Origin of the sequence: Kaistella flava (ex Peng et al. 2021) (assembly GCF_015191005.1) — a bacterium.
Taxonomy (GTDB): Bacteria; Bacteroidota; Bacteroidia; order Flavobacteriales; family Weeksellaceae; genus Kaistella; species Kaistella flava.
Map to the genome: position 1 here is coordinate 716,981 of NZ_CP040442.1, position 22,355 is coordinate 739,335.

Here is a 22,355-nt window from a genome sequence, read left to right on the forward strand (position 1 = left end):
TAGTAATTATTAATAATTTAACAGTACTATATTTGTGTAAATGATAATTAAATGCCGTAAATATATTTGAATTATAAATTCACGAATAGGTTAATTAATTCTGTGTTTTGTTTAATTTTTTCTATTTAAATTTGATTTTAGCTAATATTATTTATTTTAAAGTGATGATTATCCAATTTAGTTGAAAATTTCATCTAATTCAGAAAGATCTGATATTTCTGAGTTTCATTAAATACTTCGAGTAAATCTCCATTAACTTGAATCATGGTTTGCATACTCATCAATTCAATCTGGCTTTCGTCCTCAGGATTTTTAATAAAGAAATTAAGTTTTTGCTCACCTTTATGCTCATCAAATTGATTTCGGAAAAACTCAATATCTTCTTTTCGCAAATCATTTACATCAACAACGATAGTCATTTTTTTTGCAAATTTTTCAAACGCTTCTTTTAAGTCGATTACTTCTGATACATTTACGAAAACCCGTCCATCGTTTGCTTGTGAAAATTTAATCTTAAAAATAACAAATCGTTGGACATCAATTTTATCTCTGAATTTCATGTAATCACGATCACCTAAACGGAAAGAATAACTTCCGCTATAATCTTCCAATAAAAGGAAAGCTACTTTTTCACCACTATTTCTTCCATCTTTAATAGTATATTCAGTTACCAAACCAGCAACCATATATTCTGGAGTATTGTTTTTTAAGGCTTGCTTTTCTTTCCAGTTTAATTTATCATTATTAAATAAATCAGTCTGTTGATTGGCAAAAACTGTATTTTTAAAATCTTCAATTTCATCTAAATTCAAGAAATTAAAATTCCCTCTTGGCTCTACAACTTTAGTTGGTTCTTCAATTAGAACATCCTCTTCACCATCTAAAGAAACATCTGGAAGATCAACTAAATCATCGTCTGAATCATCAACTTCAGTAACTTCGATAGGTAAAATAACTTTCTCGAGTTCTAAAATCTCTTCTTTTTTACCTTCCAAGATTTCTTTCTTACTCAAAGCTCCCTGTAAAAACTGGAACTGATATTTATATTCATCCAAAGGATGTGCAGAAAGATAGAACCCAATAATTTCCTTTTCCTTATTGAGTTTGTGCATGTTTTGCCATTCCGGCGCAGGATTAATTTTTGGCTGTTCTATTTTTACTTCATCTGCGAAATCTGCAAACAACGAATTTTCAATCTCATTTTTACTGTCCTGAAAACTGTAGCCATAACGCAGTAATCTTTCTATATTGGTTTTTCCGGAAGGATCAATATCGAAATATTGTGCGCGATGATAACGATCAACTTCATCAAAAGCACCCGCAATGACCAAACTTTCCGCCACTCTTTTATTCATTTGCGAAGACGGAATTTTCTCAAAGAAATCATAGATATTTTTATACCTTTCTTCTTTTCTCCCTGCCACAATTGCTTCACTCGGACCTTCGCCAATTCCTTTAATAGCGCCTAATCCAAATCGAACCTGCCCTTTTTCATTCACCGCAAATGCATATTGAGATTCATTCACATCCGGTCCCAAAACATCAACACCAATACTTTTACAATCCTCCATAAACAGAGTAATTTGCTTGGTATTGTTAATGTTATTCGACATGACGCTCGCCATATATTCTGCCGGATAATTCGCTTTTAAATAAGCAGTTTGATACGCAATTAACGCATAACAAGTCGAGTGAGATTTGTTGAAAGCATATTCAGCAAAAGCTTCCCAGTCTTTCCAGATTTTATTAAGTTTAGTTTCATCAAGGTTATTGCTTTTTCCACCTTCCAAAAATTTAGGGTACATTTTATCCAGAACATCTCTTTGCTTTTTACCCATTGCTTTACGCAAAGTATCGGCTTCACCTTTTGTAAAGTTGGCCAGCTTCTGAGAAAGCAACATTACCTGTTCCTGATACACGGTGATTCCGTAGGTTTCCCCTAAAAATTCTTCAGTCTCTTCTAGATCATAAACAGTTTCTTCTACTCCATTTTTTCGATTGATAAAAAGTGGAATATATTTAATCGGTCCCGGTCGGTAAAGCGCGTTCATTGCAATCAAATCGGCAAACTCCGTTGGTTTCAGTTCCCGCATATATTTTTGCATTCCCGGACTTTCATACTGAAAAATCCCAACCGTTCTTCCCTCTTTAAATAATTGATATGTTTTCGCGTCATCTAAAGGAATCGTATCTGGATCAATATCGATCCCGTGTTTTTCTTTGATGAGTTTTATGGCGTGCTTAATGATGGTTAAAGTCCGCAATCCTAAAAAGTCCATTTTTAGCAAACCTGCACTTTCCGCCACGGAGTTATCAAACTGTGAAACCAAAATATCTGCATCTTTCGCCGCAATCGTAATCGGCACCAGATTCGTAATATCTTCCGGCGTAATAATTACCCCACAAGCATGGATTCCGGTATTTCGAATACAACCTTCCATTTTCTGAGCAGCGGAAAGAACTTCATAGCGTTCATCTTTTGGATTTGCTAAAATATCTTTCATTTCCTGCGCCAAAACTTTATCTTCTGGAGCGAGTTTATCAAACTTGGCAAATGCTTTTGCAATATTCATTCCCGGTGATGGTGGGATTAATTTCGCAATATTATTGGTCTCAAAAATCGGAAGATCTAAAACCCTTCCGGCATCTTTTATCGCAGATTTTCCACCTAAGACGGAATAGGTAATAATTTGGGCAACATTACTTTTACCATATTTTTCAACGACCCATTTGATGATTTTATCACGTCCTTCATCATCAAAATCGATATCGATATCCGGCATCGAAACCCTTTCAGGATTTAGGAAACGCTCAAATAGTAAGTCATATTTAATAGGATCAACATTGGTAATTCCAGTACAATATGCAACGGCAGAACCGGCGGCAGAACCACGACCTGGACCAACCCAAACGCCCATATTTCGGGCTTCATTACAGAAATCCTGAACAATCAAAAAGTATCCAGGATAACCGGTTTTGGCAATAACTTCTAATTCGAAATCAAGTCTTTCTCTGATTTCCTCAGTGATTTCTTTATATCTTTTATTGGCACCTTCGTAAGTTAAATGTCTTAAATAAGCATTCTCACCTCTTTTTCCGCCATCTACTTTATCTTCGTCACTTAGAAATTCTTCAGGAATATCAAATTCCGGAAGCAATACATCACGCTTCAAAGTATATGGCTCAAACTTTTTTACTAATTCATCATACGCTTCAAAAGCATCTGGGAATTCACGGAAACTCTGTTTGATTTCCTCTGTGTTTTTAATGTAAAATTCGTGGGAAGGCAAACCTCTTCTTTTACCGAAACCCTTTCCTACAGGTGAAGATAATTTCTCACCATCTTTAATACAGTATAAAATATCCTGAATATGAGCTTCCGATTTTTCGGTGTAAAAAGTTTCGTTTTGCGCTAAAATTTTGACTTCATATTTCTCTGCGAAGGTCAATAAAACATCATTCAAATAATGCTCTTCTTCAATCTCATGATTTTGAAGCTGTACATAAAAATCATCGCCAAAAGTATCTTTCCACCACTGGAAAACTTCTTCTCCTTTTTGCTCTCCAAATTCCAAAATTGCATTAGGAATATCTCCCATCGTTCCAGAGGTTACGACGATTAAATCTTCTTTTAGTTCCGCAATCATCTTTTTAGAAATCCTCGGAACTCCAAAATAGAAACCATTGATATAGCCTAAACTCGATAGTTTTGCCAGATTTTTATAGCCGTTGAAATTTTTCGCCAACACAACCATATTGGTTCGTCGGTCGGGATCATCTTTGGTAAACTGCTTTTGATCCGGACGGTCTGAAAGATAAAATTCACAACCGACAATTGGAATTAAAGGTTCTTTACGAGGTTCTGTATCAGTAAATGCAATTCCTTCTTCTTCCGCTTTTTGTTTTTTATCTAAATATTCCTGATAGGCTTTTTTAATATTACCATTGGTTTTTTCAACTTCAGAAATAAATTTAAAAGCACCCATCATATTTCCTAAATCGACAATACCAACCGCAGGAAAATTATTATCCAGCGCCTTTTTTATCAATTCATTAATATTCGATGACGCTTGAAGAGATGAATAAATGCTATGATTATGGAAATTAAAATAACTGCCGATTTCAATTTCATCGGTATTATTAAAAGTGGTTTTTTTCTTCTTTTTCGAATCCGCAACCTGTCTTCTTATAACAATCGGAAACGGTCTGATCGAAATTGGATGACTATTGATATAATGCTGTAATTCTGAACTTTCAAGTTTCAGTGTTTCGGCAGGAATAATCCCAATCCGCATCATTTCGAAGAAGACTTGTGCCGTTGCATTTACGTCGGCTGCGGCATTATGTGCTTCATCAAATTTTTCGTTATATAACTTTTCGTAAAGCTCAGTCAGTTTCGGAGATTTATATCTTCCGCTTTTTCCGCCGCCTAACTGACAAAAATCTGTTCCCAGTTTCATGGTATCTGCAGACGGAATAGTTTGTAAATTGTTTTCAATTTCTTTCCGGAAAAATTCTGCACCAACAATATTATAATCGAAAATAATATTGTGTCCAACAACCACTTCCGCTTTCTTTAAAGCTTCTTTAAATTCTAATAAAACTTCATTTAAATCACGACCTTCTTCAGTCGCCATTTTCGTAGAAATCCCATGAATTCTTTGGGATGAAAAGGGAATGTCGTACCCTTCAGGTTTAATTATATAATCTTGATTTTCAAGTAAATTACCTTCCATATCATGAAGTTGCCACGCAATCTGAACCATTCTCGGCCAGTTGTCGGAATCGGTAATCGGAGCGTTGAAATTTTTAGGTAAACCAGTGGTTTCGGTATCGAAGATTAAAAACATTTTGTTGAGCTGTTAGGAAAAAAATTAGAAGAATTTTGGTAAAATTAGGCTAAAATTTCTTTAAAAAAAAGTTGGAATTATGAGAATACGTATTGCAGCAAATTATTTTTTATTCGTTCCAATTGACCTTTCCCCTATTAGTTTAATTAAAATCATGAGGAACTCAAAATGATAAAAACACACAATACTTTTTAGTTTATAAAATTTTTCATTATCTTTACATGTGATTGACAATCAACAGTGTAGTTTTTTTTTATTCCTATCGAAATGATTGTTTTTGTACTATTAAATCCTTCCAATCCCTTTCCATAAAATAGTTTCCAGAGGTTGAGCCGTAGTTAACCCGTACTTGAGCCGTAGTTTAGTTTCTTCAACCTTCCTTCTACTATTCATTTGTTTAATCCCTATTTTCAATAATGAATAAAAGTTTTATCTTTGTTAACTATGGAGATTATTAAAAAAGAAATTGTTTCTCAAGAGATATTGCTGAAAGCGTTTGGTCACATGATGACTGCAAAAGCAACTGCAGATGTTTATGAAGAAAACCGAAATATTTGCAAATACGTACACTCTACATCCCGCGGTCACGAAGCGATTCAGCTCGCCACCGCTTACCAGTTAACAAAAGAAGACTGGGTTTCCCCTTATTACCGCGACGAAAGTATGTTGCTCGGAATGGGTTTTGAACCGTATCAGTTAATGCTTCAGTTATTGGCAAAAGCAGATGATCCTTTTTCGGGTGGTCGTTCTTATTATTCTCATCCATCGAGTCGCGAAGAAAATTTACCTAAAATAATTCACCAAAGTTCCGCAACTGGAATGCAGGCAATTCCTACGACAGGAGTTGCGCAGGGAATAAAATATATTCAGGAATTTAAACTAAAAGAATACGAAAATAATCCTGTTGTAGTTTGCAGTTTTGGAGATAACTCAATCACAGAAGGTGAAGTTTCAGAGGCTTTTCAGTTTGCAGCACTTCATCAGTTACCAATAATTTTCTTGGTTCAGGATAATGAATGGGGAATTTCTGTAACTAAAGAAGAAGCAAGAACTTCTGACGCTTATGATTTCGCCGCAGGATTTGTCGGTCTTAACAGAATGAAAGTGGACGGAACTGATTTTGAAGCCAGTTTCGAAGCCATGAAAAAAGCCGTCGATTTTGTAAGAACAGAAAGAAAACCAATGTTGGTTTGTGCAAGTACCGTTCTTATCGGACATCACACTTCCGGCGTTCGACGAGAATTTTATCGGGACGAAGAAGATTTAGAAAAGCACCGCGCAAAAGATCCCGGAAATATTTTAAGAAAAAGATTATTAGAAGAAGGCACCGACGAAGATCTTTTAAAACAAATAGAAAAGAAAGCCAGATTAGAAGTTGAGCAGGCCTTTCAAAAAGCCATTGCAGCAGAAGATCCAAAACCACAATCAGTAGAAGATCACGTCTTCGCTCCTACTTCAATTACGGAAGAAGTTGGACAAAGAGAAGGAGAAAATCCGGAAAAAATTGTGATGGTTGATGCCGCAATTCATGCCATTCAGGAAATCATGTGGAAACATCCGGAAGCATTACTTTACGGACAAGATGTCGGTGAACGAATTGGTGGTGTTTTCAGAGAAACGGTTACTTTAGGAAAGAAGTTCGGGAACAAAAGAGTTTTCAATACACCGATTCAGGAAGCTTATATAATTGGTTCTACGGTTGGAATGAGCGCAGTTGGTTTAAAACCGATTGTCGAAGTTCAGTTCGCCGATTATATTTATCCTGGAATTAATCAACTGATTACCGAGGTTTCAAAATCATGTTATTTAAGCAATGGAAAATTTCCGGTGAGCAATATTATCCGTGTTCCGATTGGTGCTTACGGCGGTGGCGGACCTTATCACAGCGGAAGTGTCGAAAGTATTTTAGCCAATATTAAAGGAATTAAAGTGGCTTATCCAAGCAATGCTGCCGATTTTAAAGGATTACTAAAAGCTGCTTTCTATGATCCAAATCCGGTTGTAATGTTGGAGCACAAAGGTTTGTACTGGAGCAAAGTTCCAGGAACTGAAGATGCAAAAACCATCGAACCAGCCGAAGATTATATCTTACCTTTTGGAAAAGGAAACATCACTTTAGAAGCTGATCAGTCTGAAACTGAAAAAGGCACAACAATATTGATCGTCACTTATGGAATGGGCATTTATTGGGCAAAAGAAGCTGCTAAGAATTTCGAAGGTCGAGTTGAAATTATAGATCTAAGAACCTTAATTCCTTTGGACGAAAAGTTAGTTTTCGAACGGGCAAAACTCCACGGAAAATGTTTGGTTCTTACCGAAGAGCAACTTAACAATTCCTTTGCAGAAGCATTTGCTCACCGTATTTCGAAAGAGTGTTTCAGATATTTAGATGCGCCAGTTGAAGCGATGGGTTCACTCAATTTACCTGCTGTCCCGATCAATTTAGTGTTGGAAAAAGAAATGCTTCCAAATGCTGAAAAACTGACCAAAAAGATACAAGAAATTCTAACTCATTAAAATCACTAATAGATTCATTATCAAAAATTTATTATTTTGGGCGCACATTTCCGGCTATCCATTACAATCTTTTTTTTAGTTCCTTTCTTTTTAAAAAGTCTTTGAGTGATAAAAAAAAGGATTTCCATTGCTATCCGGGGCGCAACTCATTTATAATAAGTAGATTTTTTATCTTAATATAGATTTCCCACACAACGATAACTTTGTCAAAGATTTAAAACTTTGACAAAGTTTATCTTACAAAAAAATCTGCGCAATCTGCAAAACCTGTGAGATATTTCTTCCAAATATTTCAATTATTTCAATTCAATCTTCTATGAACTTTTTTGCCCTAAAATCTCAAAGGTTTTAGTATTTTTGTAGAAACCTCTATTCAAAATGTCCCAAGATATTCAGCAAAAAATAGAAGAACTGCGCACAGAACTTCACCAACATAATTACAATTATTACATTTTAGACGAAGCCACGATTTCTGATTTTGAATTTGATTTAAAATTAAAAGAACTTCAGGAACTCGAAAAAAAACATCCCGAATTTTCCGATCCCAACTCTCCTACTTTACGAGTTGGTGGAGAAATTACTAAAAACTTTCCGACGATTCAACATCAATTCAGAATGTATTCTTTGGATAATTCTTACGATTTTGATGACTTACAAGACTGGGAAAATCGTATTATTAAAACCATTGAAGATCCAGTAGAATTTGTTGCCGAATTAAAATACGACGGTGCTTCGATTTCTATTTTATACGAAAATGGAAAGTTGAAACAAGCTGTTACTCGTGGCGACGGATTTCAAGGCGATGAAATCACAGCGAATGTGAGAACGATTTCTGATATCCCTTTAACCTTGAAAGGTGATTTTCCGAATCAGTTTTTTATGCGTGGTGAAATTTATTTAACGCGGAAAAACTTTGATAAAATTAATGCTCGACGGGAAGAAGAAGGTTTGGATTTATTTATGAATCCCAGAAACACCGCTTCCGGAAGTTTGAAAATGCAGGATTCCGGAGAAGTGAGCAAGCGTAAACTTTCAGCGGTACTCTATCAGTTTATCTCTTCTGAAATTCCGAAAGATACTCATTGGGATTTATTGCAAAATGCGAAGCAATGGGGTTTCAATGTTTCTGATCACGCAAAATTATGTGCGAGTTTAGATGAAGTGAAAGATTTTATTACATATTGGGATCAGCACAGACACAAACTTCCTTTTGAAATTGATGGAATTGTTTTGAAAGTAAATTCCATTAAACAACAATCGCAATTGGGTTATACAGCGAAATCTCCACGTTGGGCGATGGCATATAAATTCAAAGCTGAAAAAGTAGAAACCGAATTATTGACTGTAACTTATCAGGTTGGAAGAACCGGAGCAATTACTCCCGTTGCCAATCTTAAACCCGTGCTACTCGCTGGAACAATTGTCAAAAGAGCAAGTTTACACAATGAAGATATCATCAAGAAACTCGGTTTGCACGAACATGATTTTGTTTACGTAGAAAAAGGTGGCGAAATTATTCCAAAGATTGTCGGCATCAACGAAGAAAAAAGAAATCCCGAAAATAAAGAAATTCAATATATTACTAATTGTCCGGAATGCGGAACTGAATTGGTGAGACTTGAAGATCAGGCGATTCATTTTTGTCCGAATGATTTGCATTGTCCACCTCAAGTTGTAGGCAGAATGATTCATTATGTTTCCAGAAAAGCATTGAATATTGAAGGTTTAGGCGCTGAAACGATCGAACAATTATACAGAGAAAAATTGGTTGAGAATCCCGCAGATTTCTATACTTTAACAAAAGAACAGATACTTCCTTTAGAAAGAATGGCGGAGAAATCGGCACAGAATATTATTGATGGCGTTGAAAATTCAAAACAAATTCCGTTTGAAAAAGTATTATTTGGAATTGGTATAAAACACGTCGGAGAAACAGTTGCTAAGAAACTAGCTAAAAATTTTGACTCTATTGATGATTTGAAAAATGCAACTGCGGAAGAATTGATTCAAGTTGAAGATATCGGTGGGAAAATCGCGGAAAGTATCGTTAATTTCTTTAACGATTCAGAAAACTTATTGATGATTGAACGGTTGAAATCCTACGGCGTTCAGTTGGAAAAAGGAGAAAATACGAATGAAGTTTTAAGTACTGTCTTAGAAAACAAGACTTTCTTATTCACTGGAAAGCTTTCATTATTTACGAGAGAAGCAGCCGAAGAAATGGTTGAAAAACATGGCGGAAAAAATATTTCTGCCGTTTCGAAAAACCTGAATTATTTAGTGGTTGGCGAAAAAGCGGGAAGCAAACTGAAAAAAGCGCAAGATATTGGAACGATTACTATTTTAGATGAACAGGAATTCCTGGATTTAATCAATCAATAATTAAAAGTAGAATTAATTAAAACTCAAAATAGAAGTTATTGAAAAACCAAATATTTTTATATTTATTGCAGATCATACAAATACAGAAACTGAATGAGGAATTGCTTTCCAGTCAAGGAGATTTTCTTAAATTTGCAGCGTAAATAAATAAAATGAAACAGTTAAAAATCGCCTTGCTCGATATGAATAACAATCATGTTAATCAAGGTATGCGCAATATTAAAGAGATTTCACAGCAGTTTAAAAAACAATCTGGTGAAGACGTTTCTATAACATTATTTGATGTAAGATCTAAAGATGAAATGCCTGATATTAAGGATTTCGATATTTTTATTTCTTCTGGCGGACCAGGAAATCCTCAAAAAGAAGGATTGGCTTGGGAACAGAAATTTGCTGATTTTTTGGATAACCTTTGGGAACACAATAAATCTTCAGAGCACAAAAAATTCACTTTTTTAATTTGCCATTCTTTTCAATTAGCGAGTATTCACTGGAATTTAGGGAATGTTTGTAAAAGAAAATCACACTCATTTGGGGTGATGCCGATTCATAAAGCGGCTGATGGTGAAAAAGAGTTCTTATTGAATAAACTTCCAGAACTATTTTATGCTTTAGATTCGAGAGGTTATCAGTTAATTGAACCAAATCATGAAACCATTGAACAAATGGGAATGAAAATTGTGGCCTTGGAAAAAGTTCGTCCGCATGTTAATTTAGAACGCGCAGTGATGGCAATAAGATTTTCAGACGAAATTTTCGGAACCCAATTCCATCCAGAAGCAGATTCAAAAGGAATGGTCGAAGATTTGAAAATTGAGAAGAATAGAATGGCGATGATTGAAGAATTCGGAGTAGAGAAATATCTTGAAACAATTGATCAACTGGATGATCCAGATAAAATGAGACTGACACATTCACAGATTTTACCAAAATTTTTGCAACATGCTGCTAAAGAAATTATGAAAAGTCCCGTGCTGGCTTAAATGATTTTATTATAAAATATATTATTGACTGATTTTTTAAATTTCAGTCAAATTTTTTTGTTTGAAAATTTTATTTACTCTGCTTACTTTTAATAATATAAAAAGAAATATATTAAAAATTAAGAGATTACTTAGTGTTAATCTTATTCTCAAGTGGATTCAATTTCGCACAAATAAAATTTATTTATAGAAAGAAAGCTTTGCTTGAAGATTTAAATAATGTTTTCTAGAAAGTAGAAATTTGAATAATTCATCTTTTTAATGAAAACGAAAAAAACCACTATAAATGGGTAATGTCGCCAGAATGACCAAATTATAAATGGCCAATATTATCTTTACTAAAAAAGATGCAATATGGATTGGAAGTTCCCTCGCTTTTTTTGAAAAATAAAGGAAACTTCCAGATCTATATTTTTTTAATGCATATCTCCTAAATCAATATTTGCTTTGCCTTTTCGTTCTTTCACGAATAAAACAAAAGGAATACAGACTAAGAACAGAAGTCCCAAATAAAGGAAAACATCCATATAAGAAAGGACTGTAGCCTGTTTCATAACTGATCCATCCAGAAGTTTATAGGCAGCCTGCATCGCGGCATCGGGCGTGAATCCTTTAGCTTGGAACATCGCTTTCAGCCCGGCAATTCTCTGTTGAACATCGAAACTGTTGGCGTCTAAATGGCTCGTTAAAGCAGCTCGGTGAATCGAAGTTTGATTAGAAATAAAAGTCGTAATCGCTGCGATTCCAAATGAACCTCCTAACTGTCTCATCATTCCGGTGAACGCTGCTCCCTGACCAATTTCCTGACCTTTCAAAGTACTTAATGACAGGGAAGTAATCGGAATAAACAGTAATCCAAGTCCTGCTCCTCTTACGATCAACATCCAAAAGAACGCATCTTTTCCGGTGTCTGGCGTAATAATATTGTAGCCCCAAAAACTATAGACAAAGAAAAGCAGTAAGCCGAGCGAAACCAAAATTTGTTGCTTGACTCCTCTCGTCAGTAATCTTCCGATAATTGGCATCATGACGGCTGTCGTTAAGGCCGCGGGAATCATTAGTGCGCCGGATTCCAGCGCGGTCCAGCCCATCACACTTTGGGTATACAATGGTACAATAAAGGTAGAACCATACAAACCAAATCCAAGGATAAAGGACATAATGGTACCGATTCTCAGATTCCCGTTTTTCAGAACCCGCAATTCTACAATAGGATATCGGAAAGTTAATTCCCGCCAAAGGAAAAGAATGAATCCAATAACCGCCACTACTGTACAGATGATAATAATTTTACTGTCGAACCAATCATCTTCATGACCTTTTTCCAAAATATATTGTAGCGAGCCTACAAATGCAGCAAGCAAACCAATCCCCAACCAATCGACATCTTTTGATTTTCTCTTTTCAGAGAATTTAGGACTTCTAACAAATTGTAAAGTCATTAAAGTTGCTGCAATTCCGATTGGAATATTAATGTAAAAAATATACGGCCAAGTGAAATTATCTACGATATAACCTCCTAAAGGCGGACCTAAAGTTGGACCGATAATAACTCCCAAACCATAAATAGCTTGCGCCATACTCCGTTTTGCAAGTGGGTAAGATTCGGTAATAATCGTCTGCGAAGTTACCAGTAAGGCTCCACCACCGATTCCCTGCATTAATCTGAAGAATACTAATTCCCAGATGCTGGTTGCATTTCCACAGAGAAATGAAAAGATGGTAAATATAATAATTGAAGCTGCGAAATAATTCCGTCTTCCAAACTGTTGGGACAGCCAACTTGTCATAGGAACAATAATCACATTTCCAATGGCGTACGCAGTGATTACCCAACCCACTTCAGAAAGTGTGGCGCCTAAATTTCCTTTCATGTCATTCAAAGCCACATTCACAATTGTAGAATCTACAATTTCCAGAAGTGCACACAGAATGGCGGTAATGGTGATGATGACGCGTCGTGCGCCATATTCGACTAAATCGTCTTGCATTTTTATTGCTGGATATTTGAAATCGAATCGATTGGGATTGAAGTTTAAAAAAATCCCAAACTTTGATCCAATTTTATTTTAAATTCACGGTTGTTTTCACATTCATTCCCGCACGAAGTTTTTTAGCAATTTCCGGTTTGATCTTTACAAAATCGATTCTTACCGGAAGTCTTTGAACAACTTTCACAAAGTTTCCACTTGCATTATCCGGAGGAAGAATTGAGAATGAAGAACCTGTTGCCGGAGAAAATGAAGTCACTTTACCTTCGAATTTATCTTTAGGAAAAGCATCGATTTCGATATCTACGGTTTGACCTTCAACCATTTTAGAAAGCTGAGTTTCTTTAAAGTTGGCAATTACCCAAACATCATTATCTCTGACCAAACTGAACAACTGCGATCCTGCCTGTACAAACTGTCCTTTTTGAATAGGAACTTTAGCAACAAAACCATCTTCAGCTGCAAGAATTACAGTGTAAGAAAGATTGAGTTTTGCGTTTTCAACATCAACTTCACGTTGTTTAACCATTGAATTTGCCACCCCGATCTGCTCAGAACTTGCTGCGGTTTGAGAGGTTACAATTCCGGTTTGTTGTGATACCTGATTTTTTTGGTCAACCAAAACCTGCAATTGACGGTCAGCAGATTGTTTTGCTGCTAAAACCCCATCATATTGTTGTTGGGTAATGGTGTGATCTTTAACCAGATTTGCATATCTTTTTAAATCTTGAGACGTTTTCCAAACATTTACTTTTGCTGCTTCAATTTGCGCATTGGCAGTTGTAATCGCTGCATTGGTAGAATTAATGTTTTGAGAAGCTGCGTGGGTAGAAGCGATTGCAGTTTGCACGTTACTTCTTGCGGTTCCCAAAGCAGCCGTTGCTTGCTGAAGTATCATTTTCTGATCACGATCATCAATCACAATCAGAGTATCTCCTTTTTTTACAAACTGATTATCTTTCACTTTAATCTCAGAAACATAACCTGAGATTTTAGAAATTACAGGACTCATGTTCGATGCAATTTGTGCATCATCTGTCACTTCATGTCCTAAACCGTAAGAATAAGTTCTGTATCCGATGATTCCACCGACGATTAAAACGACCGCTAGAATAATCGGAAAAGTAAGCGATCTTTTCTTTTTGACTTCTGGGAAAAGTTCTGGTTGTGTATTGTTATCTTCCATTATTTTAAAAAAATATTAAGTTTAATTTTTTGTTCTGAATTGTATTAGTGTAAAGTCAAAATTCCTGTAGTCTGCAATAGTTTTCGATACGCTAAAGCTGCGTCTGCTTTGGCATTTACAACATTGACGTTGGCTGAGATCTGCGCGGTGTCAGCATCCAAAAGTTCAGTAATAGTCGCTAAACCGTTATCGAATTTGTTTTTGGTGACTCTATAATTTTCGTTCGCCTGAGCAGCTGCTTTTTCGTAAACAGTAATTTTCTTTTTTGCAAAATCTGAATTTTGATAATCTCTGTTGACTTCTAATTTAATCTGATCATTTAATAATTCGGTGGTTGCAGAAAGTTGTTTTTCTGCGGCAGTAGATTTCATTAATGAAGAATTCTTTTTCCAGAGATTATCGATGTTATATTGAACTCCCACGCCGATATTGGCGGCATTGGTAATGGTCAGAATTTTTGGAATTTCAGCCGCAACATATCCTCCTGTTAAAGCGATGGTTGGAAGACTTTCAGCTTTTGCAGCTTTCGTTCCCAATTCTGCAGCTTTTCTTTGATAATCCAAAGCTTGTACATCTTTTCGCTGAGAAACGGCTTGGTTTAAATAATAAGCAACCGGTTGGTTTTCTGTAAGTTCTGAGATGTAATTAGGATCAATTTCTATTTCAGTTGCATCAGGTAATCCTAAAAGCAAATCCATATTGATGTTGGCAATATTAAAGTTATTGTTCGCATCTAAAAGCTGAAGTTCGATATCTGAAGTTTGGAGATTCGCTTTCAACTTATCGTTTCGGGCGATGATTCCGTTCGTTTCTAATTTTTGAAAAGACTCGTCTCTTTTTTGTGAAGCCGTAAGATTATCTTCCAAAACTTTAATTTGCTGACTGGCTTTAAACAAATTATTATAGGCTTGCGAAACATTGTAAGCGATCGCCAGTTTGTCGTTTTCAGCACTCAATTTAGAAGCTTCAACTAAATATTCTGTCGACTGAATTCCGTACTTAATTCTTCCGCCCGCATAAATTGGTAAAGACGCAGAAACGTTTCCGTAGAAAGCAGAATTAGCTTTTGGTGTGCCTCCTCCTTCATTTGCAGAAGGTTGAATCGCCTTCAACTCAACATTTGCATTTGCTAAAGCCAACGCACTTGCAGTAACTTTCAAACTTGGAAGTCTGTTGTTTTTGGCTTCCATATAATTAGCGGTTGCCTGATCGATTTTTGCCTGATCGATTTTAAGATTCTTAGAATTTTGAATTCCCAGATTTACCGCTTCGTCGAGCGTAAGCATTTTCTTCGCCTGTGCCTGAGTTGTTATTCCGATTACCGAAAAAACGAGCACAATCAAGGGACTATAATTTTTCTTCATAACCTAAAAGGTGTTTTAATATGTTTTGGATATGTATTTTAATTTCTTCGAAATACTGATCTTCGTAATCTTCGTCGCCCTCGAAAAACTCCTTATAAACAGGAAGCGTGTTGAGTGCGGTAAAAATGGTTCCTGAAACGGTAGAATGAATAAATTCAATCCTCGGTTTTTTTGTAAAGATTTTCTTTTCTAATCCTTTATCAATAAGTTCGCTGTAAATGCTTAGAAATCCTTTCTTAGATTCATGTAGAAATTGAGCGATATAAGGATTTTTATTGTTTAACTGTTCTCTTTGCAAAATGCGATAAAACGTTTTCAAATTTTTAACGCGATCTGCATAACGGTTAATAACAATCATTAATTTTTCCCATTCGTTCAAGTTTTCATTGGCTAAAATATCTTTACTAAATGTTAAACTTTCGTTCATTCTCAGTTCGAAAATTTTAACAAAAAGTTTTTCTTTGGATCCGAAATAATAAGAGATCATGGATACATTTACTTTGGCCATTTTAGAAATCTCACGGGTTGAGCTTCCTTCGAAACCCTTTTCAGCAAAGAGTTCTTCAGCGTGTAATAAGATGTGTTCTTCTTTGGAAATCATAACAGAAGATTTTTTTTGAGCGTGCAAATTTAAATAAAAACAGAAAACAATCAAACGATTGATTGACTTTTTTTTAGGAATATATTATTGATTTTTTCGATAATCTGAAATCTGTTTTAAACTCATAATAATTTTAAAATATGATTGAATAATTCTTATCAAAATATTCCTAACTTTGAAATACTAATAACCAAAAAAAAATTAACGAACATGAAAAAATTAATTTCAGTTTTAGCCGTCACTATCTTTACATTGGGATTTGCTCAAGAAGCTCCAAAGAAATCCTGTTGTTCTGGAAAAGATAAAAAGGAATGTAAAATGGGCGATAAAAAGAATAGCAAAGCTTGCAATATGAAAGATCATAAAGATTGCAAAGGAGTTTGTGAAGAGAAAAAGGAAGAAAAAAAGAAATCAGCTTAAAAACAGAAAACCACCAATCGGTGGTTTTCTTTTATGCTTTTTTGTGAAGGTATCGAGATAGTTTTATTCCCAGATCCGTCCAAATTATTTTGGTATTACCATTTCTTTCTAAATGATAATCGGCGGTCGAAATTTCTTCTAAGATGGCTTCGATATTCGCTCCATGAATAAATTTAGAAAAACTGTCCCATTTGAAACCGCCCGCCTCTATTTTTTTATAGACCAACGCGTCGTTGCCGTAATTTTGAAGTAAAGCGAGGCGAAACATTTCTGCGCAATATTCTAAAAAGTTCATTTGCTTTTCCTTATTCCAGGTTGCAATTCTTCTTCCCCAGAGAACGATATTCTTTAAAAATTCGGGTTTCTTTTTAACTTGAAAAGCTTCCCGAACCCACATGATAAACTGTTCTTCAAATTCGGAATCTGTATTTTCAGCGTGAATTAATTTCTGGGCAGTATTCCAGTTTCCTTGTGCTTGAAAAACAATTTGCTGTCGGCGCTCTGCATTGACTTCAATATTCTTCTGCAAAAACTGGTCGAGATCTTCTTCTTTAATACTGGGAATTTCAACAATCTGTGTTCTCGAAAGAATCGTCGGCAACATAAAATCGATGTTCGACGCGGTCAGAATGATATACGTATTCTTTGGAGGCTCTTCTAAAAATTTCAAAAACTTATTGGCAGCATCCGTATTCATTTTATCAGCTTGCCAAACAATGAGTATTTTACTTCCGCCTTCAAAACTTTTTAGAGCGAATTTTTTATTGATTTCATCAATTTCCTCTACGTAAATGCTGAGTTGTTTATTTTCTGATTCTAAAATTGTACTCCAATCTTCATTATTTGCATACGGGTTTTTCAACATCATTTCCCGAAAGTCTTCAAAAAACTGAGCGGTCAATCCGCTTTTATTTGCTTTAAAAACTGGAAAACTAAAATGTAAATCGAGGTGATTAAGACTATCAACTTTAGCGGAAGAATGTTCATTTTCTTTTCTTAAAATTTCCTTCGCAAATGCCATCGCCAAAGGAAGTGTTCCGTAACCATCTTTGCCCACAAATAATTGGGCGTGACTAACCCTATTGTTACTAATACTATCTTTCAGAAGATTTTTTAATTCTTGATGACCTACAATCTGTTCCCAATTCATGCTTCAAAGATAAATATTTTTGTTGGATGATTATAGAGGAAATTGTACCGATGATTGTTAATATAAAATGATAATGAAATCTAAACTTTACGTTAATATAAAACTCCTAAAATGAAATATTCAAAAGTGAATGAATAGATAATTTAAATAAGAAAATAGCTGTACAATGTGGTTTTGATATATAATAAAGGAAAAAATTCATTCGAAAGGGTTAACAAACTTTAACCAAACTTCCTTTCACAGTTCAGTATTATTTAAGATATTTGCGCATTATTTTTAAAAATAGAGAATGAAAAGATTTTTTGTATTACCATTGATTGCTGCAGGTTATTTACTTAATGCACAAACAATTGGTAATTCTCCATATGCTGCCTTTGGAATCGGTGATGTAAAATACGATAATACAACTGATATCAGTTCAATGGGTGGCGTTTCTACCGCATATATTTGGGATTTTAACAACAACTTTAATTTCAGCAATCCAGCAGCCAATAAAAATTTGGAGCTAACCACTTTGAAGATTGAAGCAAGTAATGAAAATAACTTCTTCAAATCTAATTATAACAATTTGAGTGTTACCAAGCATTCAACGTATTTGTCTAATTTAACAATTGCTTTCCCAATTTCGAGTAAAATAAAATTCGGAATGGGTTATCAACCTTACAGTTCAAAAAAATACACCGTTTATAACTCCCAAGTTTTGGCCGGTGGAAATACACAAGCGAGTATTAATCGCGGAGAAGGAACGGTAAGTACGGTACAAGCTGCTTTATCTTATCAGATTACTCCAGCGTTTGCATTGGGTCTAAGATCTAATTTCTTCTTTGGTAATTTATATGATATTAATGAAGTGACCTTTTCTAATGCTGAATTAATCAATGGGTATGAAACAAAGAATAAAGTTGAAACCTTTAATTTTACTTTGGGGACTACTTATCAGAAAAAACTTCCGAAAGACAAAAAGTTAACTTTAGGAGCAACTTATACTTTCGGAAATACTGGTCAAATGGAAACCCGTTATGTTAACAGTACTTATTACTATACTGCTGGTGATACCAAAAATAATGAAAGTATTATTGAGGAGAAATACAGCGAAGCTAAAAACTTGATTCCTATGGAATTCTCTTTAGGAGCAGGTTATGGTAAAGATGGCAAATGGTTTTTAGGAACGCAGTACGATTATAAAAAAGGAGAAACTATTCAATTTTTAGGAAAACCTTTTGTTAATGATAACTCTTATAAGATTTCTGCGGGAGGTTGGTATTTACCCAACTACAATAACTTCAGAAATTACTTTTCCCGAGTTACTTACCGATATGGTGCGTATTACGAAAAAGGAAGTTTAGCATTTAACGGAACCAACGTTAATCAATTTGCGATTACTGGTGGAATGTCGTTGCCTTTCGAAAACAAAAGCGCAAGCAGAATGAGCGGTATCGATTTAGGTCTTGAATTAGGAAAAAGAGGAACGTTGGATAATAATTTAATCCGTCAGAACTTTGTTAATTTAAAAATAGGAATTAATTTTGCAGACAAGTGGTTTACTAAACGACTTTATGATTAAAAAATGAATTTCAGTAAAGAAATAATATATAAAAATATAGCCGGCTTTTTAAGTTGTGCTATATTTTTTGCTTTAATATCATGTGACGAAGATCTTACCAAGATCAATAAAAACAGGAATAATAATTTCCCGTCGCAAATCATCAACAATGCCAATATTGTACAGCGCGATTCTGGAATGATTAAATTGCGTGCTACTGCTCCACTTATCGAAAAATACGAATATATTGACTCACCTTATATCGTGGCCAGAAAAGGAATTAATATCCTTTTTTACGATAAAAAGAAACCTGATGTTCCTGGAAAAATTTCTGCGAAATATGCGAAGTTTAACGAGAAAAAGAAATTTTACGAAGCCAAAGGAAACGTGAAAATTATCAGTAATGAAAATCAAATGTTTGCGATGCAGTCGGTTTATTGGGATCAGGTAAAAAAAGTCATTTACACGAAAGACACCGTTTATGTTACTGATAAAGATGGTTCTACTCTAGTTGGCGCTAATGGAATGACCGCCAAAGATGACTTCTCTGAATATACGTTCTATAATAATTCAGGTGATATCAATGCTCAGAAAATTCCGGAAAAATCCAGGTAATTCGATCTATTTCTTTCTGACAAACGCTCTTTTTTTTCAACAATAATTCATACTTTCAAGAAAACTTTTATCTTATGAATTTTCACGCTTTGGGTTTAATGTCTGGCACCAGTCTAGATGGATTGGATATTTGTCATGCGTTTTTTGAAAAAAATGAAGTCGGAAAATGGAATTTTAAGATTCTAAATGCTGCGACTTTCCCTTACTCTGAAAAATGGGAAAACAAATTAAGAAATGCCATTTATTTATCGGCGGAAGAAATCTTCGAACTCAATTCTGAATACGGATTTTATTTGGGTCAAAAAGTAAAAGAATTTATTCAAAAATATTCTTTAGAAAATATAGATTTCATCGCTTCTCACGGACATACCGTTTTTCATCAACCCCAGAAAAAGTTTACCGTTCAGATTGGAGATGGTCGAGCCATTAAATTACTGACTACTATTCCAGTGATTTACGATTTTAGAAGTCAAGATGTTTTGATGGGTGGAAATGGCGCTCCTTTAGTTCCCATCGGTGATGAGTTGCTTTTTTCTGAATTTGATGCGTGTTTAAATATTGGTGGATTTTCTAATATTTCTTTTAAAGAAAACGGAAAGAGAATTGCCTTTGATATTTGTCCCGTGAATATCGTGCTGAATCATTTTGCTAAACAATTAGGAAAAGAATACGACGAAAACGGAAATTTTGCAAGAAATGGAATAATTAATGATAAGCTATTATCAACATTAAATTCAATAGAATATTATCATCAAAATCCGCCAAAATCATTAGGAATGGAATGGGTTTCGGAACATATTTTACCAGAATTGAAAAATGAAAATCCAGCAACGATTTTAGCGACTTTTACAGAACACGCCGCCACTCAAATTGCCCATATTTTTAATCAATATCAAATAAAAAAAGTTTTATTTACCGGCGGTGGAACGTATAATTCTCATTTAGTTGAAAGCATTAAAAATAAAACTGAAACAGAAATTATCATTCAAGAAAAAGAATTAATTGATTTTAAAGAAGCATTGATTTTTGCCTTCATGGGAGTTTTAAGAATGAGAAATGATAATAATGTGTTATCATCAGCAACTGGAAGTTCTCACGATCATTGTTCTGGAATCCTCGTTTAAATAGTAATAATTAAAAAATAAAAGATAGATGCAAATAGATATTAGACCTTTAAAACTTGAAGATTACGACGAACTTAGGGATACCATGCAGAAGGCATATCCTGCGATGTCTGAAAGTATTTGGTCAAAAACAAGTATCAAAAAACTAATCAAAATTTTCCCCGATGGACAGATCTGTATCACTGTTGACAATAAGATTGCAGCCGTCTGTCTGTCGCTCATTGTCCAATATGAATTGTATGGTGACGATCACACTTATAAGGAAATTACTGGAAATTATACTTTCAACACACATTCTGATACGGGAAATGTATTGTACGGAATTGAGGTTTTTGTAGATCCCGAATTTCGAGAATTACGTTTGGCGAGAAGATTATATGATGCGAGAAAAGAATTGTGTGAAAAACTGAATTTAAAATCGATTATCGTTGGCGGTCGTATTCCGAATTACCATTTGCACAGTCATGAACTTTCACCAAGACAATATATTCAGCAAGTCCGCAAAAAAGAAATTTACGATCCTGTTTTAAGTTTTCAATTAGCGAATAATTTCCTGCCAGTTCGGGTTTTAAAAAACTATTTACCTGAGGATTTACAGTCGGCCGAAAATGCTGTTTTGTTGCAATGGAATAATATTTATTACAGCAAAAAGCCAAATACCATGCAGGATGCTGTAATTCGTCTAGGATTGGTACAATGGCAAATGCGTCATTTTAAAGACATTGATGCTTTCTTTGAACAGGTTGAATTTTTCGTGAATGTAATGGCAGATTATAAATCAGATTTCATTATGTTCCCGGAGTTTTTCAATACACCTCTACTCGCTCCATTCAATGATTTAAGTGAAAGAGACAGCATGTTCAAACTGGCAGAACTGACTGAAGAAATTAAAAATAAACTTTCGCAATTGGCAATTGGTTATAACATCAACATCATCGGTGGAAGTATGCCTTTGGTTGAAAATGAAGAATTGTACAACGTCAGTTATTTACTTCACCGTGACGGAAATATTGATGAACACAGAAAAGTTCACATTACGCCAAATGAGAAAAAATTCTACGGAATGAAAGGTGGAGATCAAATAAAAGTGATTGATACCGATTGTGGAAAAGTTGGTTTGGTGATTTGTTATGATGTGGAATTCCCAGAATTGCCTCGAATTTTAGCCGATCAAGGAATGAAGATTTTATTTGTTCCTTATTTGACAGATACTCAAAATGCTTATATGCGTGTTCGGAATTGTGCGTCTGCGAGAGCGATTGAAAATGAATGTTATGTTGCGATTGCAGGTTGTGTCGGGAATTTACCTGGTGTAAATAACATGGATATTCAATACGGACAAGCTGCGGTTTTCACGCCGTCAGATTTTGCTTTTCCATCAAATGCGATAAAAGGGGAAGCAACGCCGAATACCGAGATGACTTTAATCGTCGATGTTGATCTAAATTTATTGAAAGAACTTCATCATTACGGCGCCGTAAGGACAATGAGTGATCGCAGGAAAGATTTGTATGATACGATTTCTTATAATACTGAAACGGATAATGAATAAAAACGAAATCCCGGAACTATTTTAGTTTCGGGATTTTTTATGGGTTAAATTAATTTGTACATTTACTTTAAATTTTA

14 protein-coding genes are annotated in these 22,355 nt (G+C 34.8%); 8 read left to right on the forward strand and 6 right to left on the reverse strand.

Annotation, left to right across the window (positions count from 1 at the left end; translation table 11 throughout):
• Positions 1–194: 194 nt before the first annotated feature.
• The gene (gene dnaE / locus Q73A0000_RS03275; protein WP_193812664.1) at positions 195–4,850 is read right to left on the reverse strand and encodes a DNA polymerase III subunit alpha; all 4,656 of its coding nucleotides are present in this window, start codon (positions 4,848–4,850) and stop codon (positions 195–197) included.
• A 444-nt stretch (positions 4,851–5,294) separates the two neighbouring features.
• On the opposite strand from dnaE, the gene Q73A0000_RS03280 reads away from it, so the two are divergent.
• From Q73A0000_RS03280 to Q73A0000_RS03290, 3 genes are all read left to right on the forward strand, one after another.
• A complete protein-coding gene (locus Q73A0000_RS03280) occupies positions 5,295–7,367 on the forward strand; it encodes a thiamine pyrophosphate-dependent enzyme (RefSeq protein WP_193812665.1) in 2,073 nt (690 codons plus the stop codon).
• Between the two features lie 378 nt (positions 7,368–7,745).
• On the forward strand, positions 7,746–9,749 hold the full coding sequence (gene ligA / locus Q73A0000_RS03285; protein ID WP_193812666.1) for an NAD-dependent DNA ligase LigA: 2,004 nt from the start codon (positions 7,746–7,748) through the stop codon (positions 9,747–9,749).
• A gap of 152 nt (positions 9,750–9,901) precedes the next feature.
• Positions 9,902–10,732, forward strand: a complete 831-nt coding sequence (locus tag Q73A0000_RS03290; protein ID WP_193812667.1) for a type 1 glutamine amidotransferase — start codon at positions 9,902–9,904, stop codon at positions 10,730–10,732.
• Positions 10,733–11,148: 416 nt separating this feature from the next.
• On the opposite strand, the gene Q73A0000_RS03295 is transcribed toward Q73A0000_RS03290, so the two are convergent.
• The 4 genes from Q73A0000_RS03295 to Q73A0000_RS03310 form a co-directional block, all read right to left on the reverse strand.
• Positions 11,149–12,723: a DHA2 family efflux MFS transporter permease subunit gene (locus tag Q73A0000_RS03295; RefSeq protein WP_193812668.1), complete on the reverse strand. Its 1,575-nt coding sequence runs from the start codon at positions 12,721–12,723 to the stop codon at positions 11,149–11,151.
• 73 nt (positions 12,724–12,796) lie between these two features.
• Positions 12,797–13,909, reverse strand: a complete 1,113-nt coding sequence (locus tag Q73A0000_RS03300; RefSeq protein WP_193812669.1) for an HlyD family secretion protein — start codon at positions 13,907–13,909, stop codon at positions 12,797–12,799.
• A 44-nt stretch (positions 13,910–13,953) separates the two neighbouring features.
• Complete coding sequence (locus Q73A0000_RS03305) at positions 13,954–15,273, reverse strand: TolC family protein (RefSeq protein ID WP_193812670.1); 1,320 nt, start codon at positions 15,271–15,273, stop codon at positions 13,954–13,956.
• A complete protein-coding gene (locus tag Q73A0000_RS03310) occupies positions 15,257–15,874 on the reverse strand; it encodes a TetR/AcrR family transcriptional regulator (RefSeq protein ID WP_193812671.1) in 618 nt (205 codons plus the stop codon). Before Q73A0000_RS03310 ends, Q73A0000_RS03305 begins: the two co-directional genes overlap by 17 nt.
• Positions 15,875–16,084: 210 nt before the next feature.
• Here Q73A0000_RS03310 and Q73A0000_RS03315 point away from each other — a divergent pair, with 210 nt between their 5' ends.
• Positions 16,085–16,294: a hypothetical protein gene (locus Q73A0000_RS03315; protein ID WP_193812672.1), complete on the forward strand. Its 210-nt coding sequence runs from the start codon at positions 16,085–16,087 to the stop codon at positions 16,292–16,294.
• Between the two features lie 31 nt (positions 16,295–16,325).
• Here the strand turns inward: Q73A0000_RS03315 and Q73A0000_RS03320 are convergent, their stop codons facing one another.
• Positions 16,326–17,444, reverse strand: a complete 1,119-nt coding sequence (locus Q73A0000_RS03320; RefSeq protein ID WP_193812673.1) for an ATP-binding protein — start codon at positions 17,442–17,444, stop codon at positions 16,326–16,328.
• 289 nt (positions 17,445–17,733) lie between these two features.
• On the opposite strand from Q73A0000_RS03320, the gene Q73A0000_RS03325 reads away from it, so the two are divergent.
• The 4 genes from Q73A0000_RS03325 to Q73A0000_RS03340 all read left to right on the forward strand — a co-directional run bounded on the left by Q73A0000_RS03325 (position 17,734) and on the right by Q73A0000_RS03340 (position 22,278).
• The gene (locus Q73A0000_RS03325; RefSeq protein WP_193812674.1) at positions 17,734–19,008 is read left to right on the forward strand and encodes a hypothetical protein; all 1,275 of its coding nucleotides are present in this window, start codon (positions 17,734–17,736) and stop codon (positions 19,006–19,008) included.
• Positions 19,009–19,011: 3 nt separating this feature from the next.
• A complete protein-coding gene (gene lptC / locus Q73A0000_RS03330) occupies positions 19,012–19,602 on the forward strand; it encodes an LPS export ABC transporter periplasmic protein LptC (RefSeq protein WP_193812675.1) in 591 nt (196 codons plus the stop codon).
• Positions 19,603–19,676: 74 nt separating this feature from the next.
• On the forward strand, positions 19,677–20,726 hold the full coding sequence (locus tag Q73A0000_RS03335) for an anhydro-N-acetylmuramic acid kinase (protein ID WP_193812676.1): 1,050 nt from the start codon (positions 19,677–19,679) through the stop codon (positions 20,724–20,726).
• A 28-nt stretch (positions 20,727–20,754) separates the two neighbouring features.
• The gene (locus tag Q73A0000_RS03340) at positions 20,755–22,278 is read left to right on the forward strand and encodes a carbon-nitrogen hydrolase family protein (protein ID WP_193812677.1); all 1,524 of its coding nucleotides are present in this window, start codon (positions 20,755–20,757) and stop codon (positions 22,276–22,278) included.
• Positions 22,279–22,355: the final 77 nt, after the last annotated feature.

What these genes read in the sequence shown, in the direction of transcription:
- dnaE (WP_193812664.1), bottom strand. Translation starts at nt 4,850, where the DNA reads ATGTTTTTAATCTTCGATACCGAAACCACTGGTTTACCTAAAAATTTC.
- Q73A0000_RS03280 (WP_193812665.1), top strand. Translation starts at nt 5,295, where the DNA reads ATGGAGATTATTAAAAAAGAAATTGTTTCTCAAGAGATATTGCTGAAA.
- ligA (WP_193812666.1), top strand. Translation starts at nt 7,746, where the DNA reads ATGTCCCAAGATATTCAGCAAAAAATAGAAGAACTGCGCACAGAACTT.
- Q73A0000_RS03290 (WP_193812667.1), top strand. Translation starts at nt 9,902, where the DNA reads ATGAAACAGTTAAAAATCGCCTTGCTCGATATGAATAACAATCATGTT.
- Q73A0000_RS03295 (WP_193812668.1), bottom strand. Translation starts at nt 12,723, where the DNA reads ATGCAAGACGATTTAGTCGAATATGGCGCACGACGCGTCATCATCACC.
- Q73A0000_RS03300 (WP_193812669.1), bottom strand. Translation starts at nt 13,909, where the DNA reads ATGGAAGATAACAATACACAACCAGAACTTTTCCCAGAAGTCAAAAAG.
- Q73A0000_RS03305 (WP_193812670.1), bottom strand. Translation starts at nt 15,273, where the DNA reads ATGAAGAAAAATTATAGTCCCTTGATTGTGCTCGTTTTTTCGGTAATC.
- Q73A0000_RS03310 (WP_193812671.1), bottom strand. Translation starts at nt 15,874, where the DNA reads ATGATTTCCAAAGAAGAACACATCTTATTACACGCTGAAGAACTCTTT.
- Q73A0000_RS03315 (WP_193812672.1), top strand. Translation starts at nt 16,085, where the DNA reads ATGAAAAAATTAATTTCAGTTTTAGCCGTCACTATCTTTACATTGGGA.
- Q73A0000_RS03320 (WP_193812673.1), bottom strand. Translation starts at nt 17,444, where the DNA reads ATGAATTGGGAACAGATTGTAGGTCATCAAGAATTAAAAAATCTTCTG.
- Q73A0000_RS03325 (WP_193812674.1), top strand. Translation starts at nt 17,734, where the DNA reads ATGAAAAGATTTTTTGTATTACCATTGATTGCTGCAGGTTATTTACTT.
- lptC (WP_193812675.1), top strand. Translation starts at nt 19,012, where the DNA reads ATGAATTTCAGTAAAGAAATAATATATAAAAATATAGCCGGCTTTTTA.
- Q73A0000_RS03335 (WP_193812676.1), top strand. Translation starts at nt 19,677, where the DNA reads ATGAATTTTCACGCTTTGGGTTTAATGTCTGGCACCAGTCTAGATGGA.
- Q73A0000_RS03340 (WP_193812677.1), top strand. Translation starts at nt 20,755, where the DNA reads ATGCAAATAGATATTAGACCTTTAAAACTTGAAGATTACGACGAACTT.